The 12,757-nt window shown below is 69.7% G+C and carries 13 protein-coding genes; 11 read left to right on the top strand and 2 right to left on the bottom strand.

What is annotated here, in order from left to right; translation table 11 throughout:
• The first annotated feature begins 28 nt into the window (after window positions 1-28).
• A complete protein-coding gene (gene pdxR / locus ACUTR7_RS08900; protein WP_445608637.1) occupies window positions 29-1,492 on the top strand; it encodes a MocR-like pyridoxine biosynthesis transcription factor PdxR in 1,464 nt (487 codons plus the stop codon).
• 20 nt (window positions 1,493-1,512) lie between these two features.
• On the opposite strand, the gene cobT is transcribed toward pdxR, so the two are convergent.
• The gene (gene cobT / locus ACUTR7_RS08895) at window positions 1,513-2,643 is read right to left on the bottom strand and encodes a nicotinate-nucleotide--dimethylbenzimidazole phosphoribosyltransferase (protein ID WP_445608636.1); all 1,131 of its coding nucleotides are present in this window, start codon (window positions 2,641-2,643) and stop codon (window positions 1,513-1,515) included.
• A 206-nt stretch (window positions 2,644-2,849) separates the two neighbouring features.
• Here cobT and ACUTR7_RS08890 point away from each other — a divergent pair, with 206 nt between their 5' ends.
• From ACUTR7_RS08890 to otnI, 7 genes are all read left to right on the top strand, one after another.
• Complete coding sequence (locus ACUTR7_RS08890) at window positions 2,850-3,617, top strand: FadR/GntR family transcriptional regulator (protein ID WP_013803197.1); 768 nt, start codon at window positions 2,850-2,852, stop codon at window positions 3,615-3,617.
• A gap of 146 nt (window positions 3,618-3,763) precedes the next feature.
• On the top strand, window positions 3,764-4,402 hold the full coding sequence (gene otnC, locus ACUTR7_RS08885) for a 3-oxo-tetronate 4-phosphate decarboxylase (protein ID WP_310637580.1): 639 nt from the start codon (window positions 3,764-3,766) through the stop codon (window positions 4,400-4,402).
• 114 nt (window positions 4,403-4,516) lie between these two features.
• Window positions 4,517-5,848 (top strand): MFS transporter, encoded by a 1,332-nt coding sequence (locus ACUTR7_RS08880; protein ID WP_043819407.1) that lies wholly within the window; start codon window positions 4,517-4,519, stop codon window positions 5,846-5,848.
• 43 nt (window positions 5,849-5,891) lie between these two features.
• Window positions 5,892-6,875: a D-erythronate dehydrogenase gene (gene denD / locus ACUTR7_RS08875; protein WP_445608635.1), complete on the top strand. Its 984-nt coding sequence runs from the start codon at window positions 5,892-5,894 to the stop codon at window positions 6,873-6,875.
• The gene (ltnD, locus tag ACUTR7_RS08870) at window positions 6,872-7,792 is read left to right on the top strand and encodes an L-threonate dehydrogenase (RefSeq protein ID WP_445608634.1); all 921 of its coding nucleotides are present in this window, start codon (window positions 6,872-6,874) and stop codon (window positions 7,790-7,792) included. The genes denD and ltnD overlap by 4 nt, the downstream gene beginning before the upstream one ends.
• Window positions 7,789-9,072, top strand: a complete 1,284-nt coding sequence (otnK, locus tag ACUTR7_RS08865) for a 3-oxo-tetronate kinase (protein WP_216293605.1) — start codon at window positions 7,789-7,791, stop codon at window positions 9,070-9,072. The genes ltnD and otnK overlap by 4 nt, the downstream gene beginning before the upstream one ends.
• A gap of 35 nt (window positions 9,073-9,107) precedes the next feature.
• A complete protein-coding gene (gene otnI / locus ACUTR7_RS08860) occupies window positions 9,108-9,905 on the top strand; it encodes a 2-oxo-tetronate isomerase (RefSeq protein WP_445608633.1) in 798 nt (265 codons plus the stop codon).
• Here the strand turns inward: otnI and ACUTR7_RS08855 are convergent.
• Window positions 9,865-10,776: a LysR family transcriptional regulator gene (locus ACUTR7_RS08855; protein ID WP_445608632.1), complete on the bottom strand. Its 912-nt coding sequence runs from the start codon at window positions 10,774-10,776 to the stop codon at window positions 9,865-9,867. The two genes, otnI and ACUTR7_RS08855, sit on opposite strands and share 41 nt — an antisense overlap.
• A gap of 143 nt (window positions 10,777-10,919) precedes the next feature.
• Between ACUTR7_RS08855 and ACUTR7_RS08850 the strand changes: the two genes are divergently transcribed.
• From ACUTR7_RS08850 to ACUTR7_RS08840, 3 genes are read left to right on the top strand one after another with little or no spacing between them, the layout of a single operon-like run.
• On the top strand, window positions 10,920-11,474 hold the full coding sequence (locus ACUTR7_RS08850; RefSeq protein ID WP_445608631.1) for a PCC domain-containing protein: 555 nt from the start codon (window positions 10,920-10,922) through the stop codon (window positions 11,472-11,474).
• Window positions 11,467-11,895, top strand: a complete 429-nt coding sequence (locus ACUTR7_RS08845; RefSeq protein WP_445608630.1) for a PPC domain-containing DNA-binding protein — start codon at window positions 11,467-11,469, stop codon at window positions 11,893-11,895. Before ACUTR7_RS08850 ends, ACUTR7_RS08845 begins: the two co-directional genes overlap by 8 nt.
• Window positions 11,892-12,737, top strand: a complete 846-nt coding sequence (locus tag ACUTR7_RS08840) for an SDR family NAD(P)-dependent oxidoreductase (RefSeq protein ID WP_445608629.1) — start codon at window positions 11,892-11,894, stop codon at window positions 12,735-12,737. Before ACUTR7_RS08845 ends, ACUTR7_RS08840 begins: the two co-directional genes overlap by 4 nt.
• The last annotated feature ends 20 nt before the right edge of the window (window positions 12,738-12,757 follow it).

Genomic DNA, 12,757 nt, shown 5'->3' with positions numbered 1-12,757 from the left:
TATTTCATGGTGCCACGCCATCCATTGCATGCACGCCTCCGACCTGCTGACCAGTCCCTTGCAATCCGGCCCTGGAGCGGCTCCCCGCCAGCGCCAACTGATCCAGCGCCTGAAGCAGGCCATCCTGGCGGGCCGCCTGCCGGCCGGCGACCGCCTGCCGGCCTCGCGCGCGCTGTCGGAGGATCTGGGGGTCTCGCGCAACACCGTGCTCATCGCCTACGAGCAACTGGCGGCCGAAGGCTATGTGATCGCCGACCGGCAGGGCACGCGCGTGGCGGCTGTATCCACCCATTCCACGGCAGCCGCCGAGGCGGCAGCCGCGCCCCCTTGCGCACCCCGCACGGCCCGGCGCCTGGACCGCATCGCGCCCACGCGCCATGCCATCGACCGCAGCCTGCCCCTGACGCCGGGCACGCCCGCCCTGGACAGATTCCCCCTGCCCGCCTGGCGCCGTTCGCAGGACCGCGCATTGCGCCTTCCCGCCAACGCCACGCTGGACTATGGCGATCCTGCGGGCGAGCCCGCACTGCGCCAGGCCATTGCGCAGCACCTGCGCATCTCGCGCGGCGTGCGCTGCGATGCCTCGCGCATCATCGTCACCGAAGGCGCCCAGGGTGCGCTGGACCTGTGCGTGCAACTGCTCACCAACCCGGGCGACCATGCCTGGCTGGAGGAGCCCGGCTACCGGGGCGCCAAGTCGGCCTTTGCGGGGGGAGACCTGTGCGTCAGCACACTGCGCGTGGATGCGGATGGCGCAGCCATCGCGCCCGGCCTGTGGGACAGCCATCCTCCACGGCTGATCCAGATCACGCCGTCGCACCAATATCCCACGGGCGCCGTGCTGTCGGTGGCGCGCCGGCTGGACCTGCTGGAGCGCGCGCGCCGCGCGGGGGCCTGGATCATCGAGGACGACTACGACAGCGAATTCCGCCACCAGGGCACGCCCATCGCAGCCATGCAGGGCCAGGTGCCGGATGCGCCCGTGCTCTATGTGGGCACCTTCAGCAAGACCATGTTCCCGGCACTGCGCCTGGGCTTTGTGGTGCTGCCGCAGGCCCTGGCCACCAGCGCGGCATCCGCCGTGCAGGAGATGCTGCGCGGCGGCCACCGCCTGGAGCAGCTGGCCATGGCGGACTTCATGGAAAGCGGCCAGTTCTCGCGCCACCTGGGGCGCATGCGGCGCCTGTACCGCGAGCGCCAGGCGGCCCTGCGCGAGGCGCTGGCCACGCAACTGGGCGTGGAGCACGAGGTGCTGGGCGGCCACGGCGGCCTGCATCTGACGGTGCGGCTGCCGCCGGACCTGTCCGACCGTGCCATCGTGGAGCAGGCGCGGCGCGCCGGCATGAACCCGGGCGCCCTGTCGTCCTTCGCCCTGGCACCGCTGCCCCAGGACAACGGCCTGGTGATCGGCTATGGCAACACCGATGCCGCGCGCTTCGGCGCGCTGGTCAGGCGGCTGGGCAAGCTGGCGGCAGCTGCGTTACCGCGCTAGCCGCGGCGCGGCTCCAGCGGCTATGCCTCCTCCGAACGCGTGCTCACCCCTGCCTGCGCAAAGCTGGCCATCTCGCCCAGCATGGCACAGGCCGACACCAGCAGCGGCCAGGCCAGGGCCGCGCCCGAGCCTTCGCCCAGGCGCAGTTGCCAGTCCAGCAGCGGCTCGGCACCCAGGTGGGCCAGCATGCGCACATGGCCGGGCTCGCCCGAGCGGTGCGAGAAAACGCAGCGCTCCAGCACGGCCGGCTGCAGGCGGCTGGCCACCAGCACGGCGGCCGTGGTGATGAAGCCATCGACCACGATGACACGGCGCTCGGCGGCGGCCTGCAGCACGGCGCCCACCATGGTGGCGACCTCGAAGCCGCCCATGGCCGCCAGCGCGTCCAGCGGTTCCGTGGCCTGGGCGTGCAGCTGCAGCACCTCCTGCAGCACCCCGATCTTGCGGGCCAGCCCGGCCGCATCCAGGCCGGTGCCCGCACCCGTAACCTCGGCCAGCGGTTCGCCGCACAGCCGCGCCAGCAGCAAGGATGCGCTGGAGGTATTGCCAATGCCCATCTCGCCCAGCAGCAGCGCATTGCCCGGCAGCTGGCGCACCAGGGCCGCGCCGTTGCGCAGGGCCATGGCGCATTCGGCGGCTGTCATAGCCGGGCCCTGGCTGCAGTCGCGCGTGCCGTAGCCCAGCTTGCGGCGCCACAGCCGCGGCTGGCCGGGCTGGGGAAGCTTGTCGTCGGGGTCCTGCTCGCGCGCGGGAAAGTCGCGCGCCACGCCGCAGTCCACCACGTTCAGCGCCAGCCCATGCTGGCGTGCCAGCACGCTGACGGCGGCGCCGCCGGCCATGAAGTTCTCGACCATCTGCCAGGTCACATCCACCGGATAGGCCGACACGCCACGCGCCGCCAGCCCGTGGTCGGCCGCAAACACCAGCATCTGCGGCTGCTGCAGCACCGGCCTGTCCTGGCCCAGGATGCAGGCAATGCGCAGCGCCAGCTGCTCCAGCCGCCCCAGCGCGCCCAGCGGCTTGGTCTTGTGGTCTATGGCGTGCTGCACGCGCTGGGTGAAGGCGGCATCGGCCAGGGAGGCGATGGCGGCATTGGCGCCATCGTGCGAGTGTTCTGTGGGTGCAGCGGAATGCGGGGTGGGCGTTGACATGGCGAAGCGGCCTTGGCCCGGGACGGGCGTGGCGGGCGGATTGCAAAGGCGCAAGTATGGCGCGCCGCGCAACTCCGGCAGAACCATCGGCCTCTTTCCTGACGCCAAGGACGGTCTGGGCGTCGATTGCCGCAGCAGGCCGTACAGGCCGGCCCGTTCTGAGACAATCGCTGCCACACGTGTCTCCCCAGCCCCCCACCCCCTCCATGACGGTTTCCTTCTCGGCCATCCAGCCCGGTCTCAAGCTTGCGGACCAGGTTGCCCGGCAGCTGGAGGCGCGCATCCGCGCCGGCAATCTGCAGCCGGGGCAGAAGCTGCCGACCGAGGCCGAGCTCGTGCAGCAGCTCGAGGTCAGCCGCACCGTGGTGCGCGAGGCGGTGTCCCAGCTCAAGTCGCGCAACCTGGTGGAATCGCGCCAGGGCAGCGGCGTGTTCGTGAAGGCGGCAGGCATAGAGCCACTGGACTTCGAAGGCCTGCCGGCGGCTGGCAGGAATGCGCTGATCCAGATCACCGAGGTGCGCCGCGCGCTGGAAGCCGAGGTGGCCGAGCTCGCGGCGCGCCGGCGCAGCGAAGAGGACATGCAGCGCATCCACGATGCGGAGAGCGCCCTGGCCGAGGCCGTGCGGCTGGGCCGTGACGGCGTGGAGGAAGACATGGCGTTTCACCGCGCCATTGCCCAGGCTTCGGGCAACCCGTTCCTGATCAGCACGCTGGACTACCTGTCGCAGTTCCTGCGCGGCGCCATGCGCATCACGCGCGCCAACGAGGCGCGGCGCGAGGACTTCGGCAAGGCCGTGGAACGCGAGCACCACAGCATCGTGCTGGCCATCGAGGCCGGCGACCCCAAGGCCGCGCGCAAGGCCGCCGCCACGCACATGGGCAACGCCATAGACCGCATCCACCGCGCCGACGCCAGCTTCTGGGAGCAGGACGGCGAACGCCTGGCCCGCGACATCCTGGCCGCCAAGCCCTGAACCTCCGAAACCACCCCTTGGCGCATGGCCAAGGGTTTTCACCTTGTTTGGGTTTTTGCGCAAAATTTGTATGATGACCTGATGACAATATCAGTCACAACTCTTTTTCCAGCCGGCACACCTGGCCTTTGCCTGGGCGTTCACCCATGAGCGACGAATCCCGCATCCGCGAGCAGATCTGCGCCACCGGCGCCAGCCTCTTCCAGCGCGGCTACACCGTCGGCGCTGCCGGCAACATCAGCGCGCGCCTGCATGACGGCTGGCTGATCACCCCCACCGACGCTTGCCTGGGCCGGCTCGACCCGGCCGAGCTGTCCAAGGTCGATGCCGGCGGGCAGTGGGTCAGCGGCGCCAAGCCCTCCAAGACCCTGGTCCTGCATCGGGGCATCTACGGCAATGACGGCGAAGCGCGCGCCGTCATCCACACGCATTCCACCCATCTCGTGGCGCTGACGCTGTCCGGCGTCTGGCGCGAGGACGAGGTGCTGCCGCCCATCACCCCCTACCAGGTCATGAAGGTGGGCCGCATCCCGCTGATCCGCTACCGCCGGCCCGGCGATCCGCAGGCCGCCGCCGAGGTGGCCGCGCTGGCCGGCCAGGTGCGCGGCGCCTTGTTCGAGCGCCTGGGCCCCGTGGTCTGGGAACGCTCGGTGGAGCAGGCCAGCCATGTGCTGGAAGAGCTGGAGGAAACCGCAAGGCTCTGGCTCATGACCCATCCCCGGCCGCAGCCCCTGGACGCGGCCGCCATCGACGAGCTGCGCACCACCTTCGGGGCGCGCTACTGATTTGCACCGCGGCGCCCACGGCCGCATTCCACCACCCAGCCCATCCACAGCCGCGCAGCCGCCAGGCGGCGCATCAAGCGGCGAATCAAGCGGCGAACCCAAGGGAGACTTGAAATGACGACAACGGATATCGCATCCGGCCAGGCCGGGGCCCACCCTGCCCAGGCCGACTCTCCGGAGACGGCGCGCGCCTACGCCAAGGTGTTCTGGCGCCTCGTGCCGTTCCTGATGCTGTGCTATGTGATCGCCTACCTCGATCGCGTGAACGTGGGCTTTGCCAAGCTACAGATGTCCCAGGACCTGGGCTTCAGCGAGACCGTGTTCGGCCTGGGCGCAGGCGTGTTCTTCATCGGCTACTTCCTCTTCGAGGTGCCCAGCAACCTGCTCATGCACCGCCTGGGCGCGCGCGTCTGGATCGCCCGCATCATGATCACCTGGGGCATTCTGTCGGCCATGTTCATGTATGTGGAAACGCCCACGGGCTTCTACATCCTGCGCTTTCTGCTGGGCCTGGCCGAGGCGGGCTTCTACCCCGGCGTGATCCTGTACCTGACCTACTGGTACCCGGCCCACCGGCGCGCCAAGATCGTGGCGCTGTTCATGTCGGCCATCCCCGTGGCCGGCATCTTCGGCAACCCGCTGTCGGGCTGGATCATGCAGGCCTTCCACGGCGACCATGGCCTGCACGGCTGGCAGTGGATGTTCCTGATCGAGGCCATCCCCGCCCTGGTGATCGGCGTGGTGACCATCTTCTATCTGGACAACGGCATCTCCAGCGCCAAGTGGCTGACGGCCTCCGAAAAGCAGCTGCTGGCGCGCGAGATCGAGCTGGACCAGCAGCACTCAGGCGCCCAGAAGCATTCGCTCAAGGCCGTTTTCGCCGACCGCCGCGTCTGGTGGATGTGCCTGATCTACTTCGCCTTCGTCGCCGGCCAGTACGGCCTGACCTTCTGGATGCCCACGCTGATCAAGTCCACGGGCGTCACGGGCGCGCTGAACATCGGCCTGCTCAGTGCCATCCCCTTCCTGTGCGCCATCGTGGTGATGAACCTCATGGGCCACAGCGCCGACAAGCGCCGCGAGCGCCGCTGGCACCTGATCGTGCCCGCGCTGATGGGCGCCGTGGGCTTTGCGATGACGGCCTTCTTCGCCGACAACACGGTTCTTTCCCTGATCTTCCTGTCGCTGGCCGCAGCCGGCGTGCTGACCTGCGCGCCGCTGTTCTGGTCGCTGCCCACGGCCTTCCTATCGGGCACGGCGGCGGCGGCGGGCATTGCCATCGTCAACTCGGTTGGCAACCTCGCGGGCTTCGCCAGCCCTTACATGATCGGCTACCTCAAGGACCTGACCCAGTCCACGCAGGCCGGCATGTTCGTGCTGGCGGGGGTGCTCGTGGTGGGCGCCATCGCGGTCTGGCTCACCCCCGCAAAGATGGTCAACCGCTGACCGGCCTTTCTTCCCATCCTTCAAGCTCCAAGCCCCAAGACACATGAAAGTACTGATCACCGGCGGCGCCGGATTCCTGGGCCAGCGCCTGGCCCGCAAGCTGCTCGAACAGGGCGCGCTGACGCTGGCCGGCACCCGCTGGCCCATCCACCAGATCGACCTGCTCGACGTGGTGGCCACCCAGGCCATTGACGACACGCGCGTGCGCTCCCTGGTGGGCGACATTGCCGACCCGCAGGTGCTGCGCGGCGCCATAGACCAGGACACGGCCGTGATCTTCCATCTGGCCGCCGTGGTCAGCGGCCAGGCCGAGGCCGACTTCGACCTGGGCATGCGCATCAACCTCGATGCCTCACGCGCCCTGCTGGAGACCTGCCGCGCCGTGGGCCACATGCCGCGCGTGGTCTTCACCAGCTCGGTGGCCGTCTACGGGGGCGACCTGCCCGACACCGTGCTGGACGGCACCGCCCTGAACCCGCAGTCCTCCTACGGCACGCAAAAAGCCATTGCCGAGCTGCTGCTGGCCGACTACACGCGGCGCGGCTTTGTCGACGGCCGCGTGCTGCGCCTGCCCACGATCAGCGTGCGCCCTGGCCGGCCCAATGCGGCCGCCTCGTCGTTTGCCAGCGGCATCATCCGCGAGCCCCTCAACGGCGAAGCGGCCAACTGCCCCGTGGGTGCCACCACGCGCCTGTGGCTGCTGTCCCCGCGCCGCGCCGTCGAGGCCCTGGTCGCAGGCTGCGAACTCGATGCCAGCGCCGTCGCCGACCGCCGCCCCATCAACCTGCCCGGCGTGTCCGTCAGCGCAGGCGACATGGTGCGCGCGCTGCGCGAAGTGGCTGGCGACGAAGTGGCCAACCGCGTGAGCTGGCAGCCCGACGACAAGGTCGAGCGCATCGTCGGCAGCTGGCCCGGCCGCTGGGATACCGCGCGCGCCAACCAGCTGGGCCTGCGCGGCGACGAGGACTTTGCGGCCATCGTGCGCGCCTACATCGCCGATGACCTGACACCCCCACGCCAGCCATGAACCACACCACTGCCATACCCCGCGCCGTCGGCGTGATCGGCCTGGGCGCCATGGGCGCCGGCATGGCGCAAAGCCTGCGCCGCGCCGGCCACCACGTGCATGTCCACGACATCCGCTCCGAGGCCGCAGCCGCCTTCGCCGCCGAAGGCGGCACGGCCTGCGCCACGCTGGCCGACATGGCCGCTGCCTGCCGCATCATCGTCAGCGTGGTCGTCAACGCCCAGCAGACCGAGGCCGTGCTGTTCGGCGAAGGCGGCATCGCCCCCGCGCTGCAGCCCGGCTCCGTCTTCGTCATGTGCTCCACCGTGGACCCCAACTGGTCGGTGGCGCTGGAGGCCAGGCTGCAGGCGCAGGGCGCGCACTACATCGACGCGCCCATTTCGGGCGGCGCGGCCAAGGCAGCGTCGGGCCAGATGACCATGATGACGGCCGCCCGCCCCGAGGCCTATGCCGCCTGCGAAGGCGTGCTCGACGCCATGGCCGCCAAGGTCTACCGCCTGGGCCACAGCGCGGGCGCGGGCAGCAAGGTCAAGATCATCAACCAGCTGCTGGCCGGCGTGCACATCGCGGCAGCGGCCGAGGCCATGGCCCTGGGCCTGCGCGAAGGCGTGGACGCAGCCGCGCTCTACGAGGTCATCACCCACAGCGCGGGCAACAGCTGGATGTTCGAGAACCGCATGGCCCACGTGCTGGCCGGCGACTACACCCCGCTGTCGGCCGTGGACATCTTCGTCAAGGACCTGGGCCTGGTGCTGGACACCGCGCGCCACAGCAAATTCCCGCTGCCCCTGGCCTCCACGGCCCACCAGATGTTCATGCAGGCATCCACCGCCGGCCATGGCCGCGAGGACGACAGCGCCGTCATCAAGATCTTCCCGGGCATCACCCTGCCCCCGGCTTCATCGGAATCCCCATGACCCTTCTTCTGGGCTGCATAGCCGACGACTTCACGGGCGCCACCGATCTGGCGAACAACCTGGTGCGCGCAGGCATGCGCGTGGTGCAAAGCATTGGCGTACCCGCCGGCCCGGTGGACGAGGGCGTGGACGCCGTCGTGGTCGCGCTCAAGTCGCGCACCATCGCGCCGGCCGATGCCATTGCGCAATCGCTGCAGGCCCTCGAATGGCTGCAGGCCCAGGGCGCCAATGGCCGCGCGCCGCAGATCTACTTCAAGTACTGCTCCACCTTCGACAGCACGCCGCAGGGCAACATCGGCCCCGTGACCGATGCGCTGATGGACGCGCTGGGCTGTGGCTTCACCATCGCCACGCCGGCCTTCCCCGACAACCAGCGCACCGTCTTCAAGGGCCACCTGTTCGTGGGCGATGTGCTGCTCAGCGACAGCGGCATGCGCAACCACCCGCTCACCCCCATGACCGATGCCAACCTGGTGCGCGTGCTGCAGGCGCAGACACGGCGCAAGGTGGGGCTGATCGACCATGTGGCCGTCGCGCAGGGCGAGGCGGCCATCCGCGCGCGCATCGCCGCACTCCAGGCCGAGGGCGTGGGCATGGCCGTGGTCGATGCCGTCTCCAACGACGACTTGCTGCGCCTGGGCCCGGCCCTGGCCGGCATGCCGCTTGTCACAGCGGGCTCGGGCGTGGCCATCGGCCTGCCCGCGAACTTCGGCATCCAGCCCACGGCCCAGGCCGCTGCCCTGCCAACCGCCACCGGCCTGCAGGCGGTCGTCTCGGGCAGTTGCTCGGTGGCCACCAATGCACAGGTGGCGCACTTCATCGCCTCGGGGCGCCCTGCCCTGGCGCTGGAGCCCCTGCGCATCGCTGCCGGCGAGGACGAAGCCGGCAAGGCCCTGGCCTGGGCCCGTCAGCACATCGCCAGCGGCCCCGTGCTGATCTACTCCACCGCCGAATCCGCGGCCGTCAAGGCCGTGCAGGGCCGCCTGGGCGTGGAGCAGGCCGGCGCACTGGTCGAACAGACCATCGCCGCCATCGCCCGGGGGCTGGTCGAGATGGGCGTGCGCCAGCTCATCGTGGCCGGTGGCGAAACCTCGGGCGCCTGCGTGCAGGCGCTGGGCATCGAGCAGATGCGCATAGGGCCGCAGATCGACCCTGGCGTACCCTGGTGCCATGCCGCCTCGCCCCTGGCGCCGCAGGGCCTGCACCTCACGCTCAAGTCCGGCAACTTCGGCACCACGGACTTCTTCACCAAGGCCTTCGGCGCGTTGCAGCGCGCCTGATGCCACACTCAGCCTCCGTTTTCAGGAAAGCCTTCATGCCCCGTTTCGCCGCCAACCTGTCCATGCTCTACAACGACCTGGACTTTCTTGACCGCTTCGAGGCCGCCGCGCGCGACGGCTTCCAGGCCGTCGAATACCTGTTTCCCTACGACTTCGCCCCCGAGCAACTGGCCCGGCGACTGCAGGACAACGGCCTGCAGCAAGTGCTGTTCAACGCCCCGCCCGGCGACTGGAACGCGGGCGAGCGCGGCCTGGCCTGCATCCCCGGGCGCGAGGCGGAATTCGCCCAGGGCATGGAGCGCGCCATCGCCTATGCCCGGGCCCTGGGCTGCCCGCGCATCCACGTCATGGCCGGGCTCAAGCCCGCAGGCGCCAGCGATGACATCCTGCGCGCCACCTACATCGCCAACGTGCGCCATGCCGCACGGCTGGCCGCGCCCCACGGCATCGCCATCCTGCTGGAGCCCATCAACGGCCGGGACATGCCAGGCTTCTTCCTGAGCCGCCAGGACCAGGCCCACGCGCTGCTGGCCGACATCGCAGAGTCCAACGTCCAGGTCCAGATGGACCTCTACCACTGCCAGATTGTCGAGGGAGACCTCGCCATGAAGATCCGCCAGTACCTGCCCACGGGCCGCGTGGGGCATGTGCAGATCGCAGGCGTGCCCGAACGCCACGAACCCGACGTGGGCGAGGTCAACTACCCCTACCTGTTCCGCCTGCTGGACCAGCTGGGCTACGACGGCTGGATAGGCTGCGAATACCGCCCCGCGCGCGGTGCGGCTGCGCACGCTACCAGCGAGGGGCTGGGGTGGATGAAGGAGTGGCTGTAGGCCCGGGCAGATACTCCCGCAGCGCGCGCACCAGCGGCGAATCATCGGCACACCGCCAGACGGCTACCGTCTCCACGGCCGTCCTTTCCCCCAGCAAGGGCCGGTAGACCACACCTTCACGGTGCAGGGCCTGCACACAGGCGGGCACCAGCGCCACGCCCAAACCGCCAGAGACCAGGCTGACGATGGTATGCATCTGCCGCGCCGCGAACAGCCGGGGGCTGAAGCCGTGGCGCATGCAGGTGGAGACGATGGCATCGAACATCAACGGCCCCTGGTGGCGCTCGAAGCCCAGGAAGCGCTCCTGGGCCAGTTTCTCCAGCGCGATGCGCCGGTTGCGGGCCAGTGGATGGAACTCGGGCAGGGCCATCACCAGCGGCTCGCTGCGCACCAGCACCGAGTCCAGTGACGCGGGCAGGTCCGGCGTGCGAAAGACCAGGCCGATGTCCAGCCGCCCGCTCTCGACGTCATGTGCGATCTGGTCGGTCGTGCCCTCCTGCAGCGACAGCCGGACCTGCGGATAGTCCTCGCCAAAGCGCCGCAGCGTGTCCGGCAGGAAGGAGTAGGCCGGCAGGCTGATGAACCCGATGGACATGGAGCCCATGAGCCCCTGCGAGGTCTCGCGTGCGCGGCGCCGCATGGTGTCGGCAGCGGCCAGCACGGCACGGGCGTCGCGCAGCGCGTCCTCCCCCGCCTGCGTGAGCACGATGCGCCGCGACGTGCGCTCCAGCAGGGTCACGCCCAGTTCCTCCTCCAGTTCCTTGATGGCCAGGCTCACGGGGGGCTGGGTCAGGTGCAGGCGCTCGGCCGCGCGGCCGAAGTGCATCTCCTCGACCACGGCCACGAAGCAGCGCAGGTGTCGCATGTCCATTCATAGCCTCCGCAAATCGATCCATATGAATTGCAAATTTCCTTGCATTGAACCAGATCCTTAGACTGCGCTGCAGGCCTGTACGCACCATCCCGCGCCCAGGACAACACAAGCTGAATACAAAGCAGCAGCAGGAGACAGACATGCCAGAGCGCCTCGCGGGCCTGCCCAGGCCGCGCACCCTCATACACCCCGGCCCCTGCAGCGTCGTGCGGCTGGACCACCGGCAAGCGCCTGCGGCGCGCCACCTGCGGCTGGCCCTGGCGCCCGGGCTGACGCTGTTCGAAGCCATCGTCGGCGCACTGTCATCGGCCAGCGTCGAGAGCGCCTCGCTGACCTTGCTGGAAGGCGATCTTGAAGACCTGGATTTCTGCGTGGCGCCGCCCGACCGCAGCGGCCATGCCGTGGCCACCTACGGCCCGCCCGCGACACTGCGGTCCGCCAGGCTGCTGTTCGGCAACGCCACGCTGGGGCGGGCCGAAACAGGCACCCCGGCCGTGCACTGCCATGCCGTCTTCTCCAGCGCACAGGGCCAACTGCTCGGCGGCCATGTGCTCACGCAAAGCTGCCGCATCGCCAATGCACCCATCAGCGCCCTGGCGACCTCGCTGGAGGGGTTCGGACTGCGCATCGCCTACGACCCCGAAACGCGCATGCCCCTGATGCGCCCGGCCACCGCGCAGGTCCGCCATGGCTGAGGCCCGCATGGTCGAGTCGGGCCGCATGGGCCGCGTCGCCTATGCGCGTATCGCCCCCAACGAGGACCTGGTGCTGAGCGTGGAAAAGCTCTGCGCGGCACAGGGCTTTCGCAATGCGTTCGTGCGCGGCGCCCTGGGCAGCCTGGTCGATGCCTGCCTGGCACGCGCCGATGGTGGCTGCCTGCTGCTGCGCGGGCCGGCCATCGAGGTGGTCAGCCTCGCCGGCGAGGTGCGCTGCCAGGACGACGGCTCGCTGCGTGCATCCCTGAGCGGCGTGGTCGCCGACACCACCGGCCAGGTGCATGGCGGTCCTTTCGTGGCCGGCGCCAATCCCGTCTGCATCACCTTCGAGCTGACCCTCGAAGAGTGGCTTCCCCACCCTCCCTCGCCTGCGACCCCAGATTCAGGAGCCTGTCCATGAACCCACGAGATTCCCATCCATCCCCCGCACGCGTCGCCGTGGTCACCGGAGGGGCGCGCGGCATAGGCCGGTCCATCGGCGAATGGTTTCTCCAGCGGGACTGGCGCGTGGCGCTGCTGGACATCGACAGTGAAACGCTGGAGCGCACGGCGCAGGACATGGACTGCCCGGCCCGGCTGCTGTGCCAGCGCTGCGACGTCTCGGACCCGCAGCAGGTGGACGATGCCGCCACCGCCGTCATGGCGCGCTGGGGCCGCGTGGATGCGCTGGTCAACAACGCCGGCGTGGCGGTCTTCAAGCCCGTGCTGGAGACATCGTTCGAGGAGTGGCGGGCGGTCATGGCCACCAACCTCGATGGTGCCTTTCTCTGCACGCAGGCCTTCGGTGCCCGGATGGCCCGCAACGAAGGCCACAGCGGCGGCAGGGGAGCCATCGTCAACATCGCCTCCATCTCGGGCCTGCGGGCCAGCACCCTGCGCGTGGCCTATGGCACGAGCAAGGCCGCGCTCATCCACATGACGCGCCAGCATGCGGTGGAACTGGGCAACCTGGGCGTGCGCGTCAACGTGATCGCGCCGGGGCCGGTGGAGACCGAGATGGCCAAGCTCGTGCACAGCGTCGCCATACGCTCCGACTACCACGACGCCATCCCGCTGGGCCGCTACGGCACGCCAGAGGAAATGGCCGAGGCCGTGGGCTTTCTGTGCAGCGACGCGGCCAGCTTCATCAACGGCCAGGTGCTGGCCGTCGACGGCGGCTTCGATGCCGCAGGCGTGGGTCTGCCCACGCTGCGCCGCCGCCTGGCCGAGGCACCGGCCACGGTGCAGTCCGCGCATTCCTGAACACCGCCCGCACCACAGGA

Source organism: Delftia sp. NA_296.1, from assembly GCF_052692095.1.
Note: the sequence above shows the minus strand (reverse complement) of the source record. Positions and strands in the feature narration are given on the sequence as shown.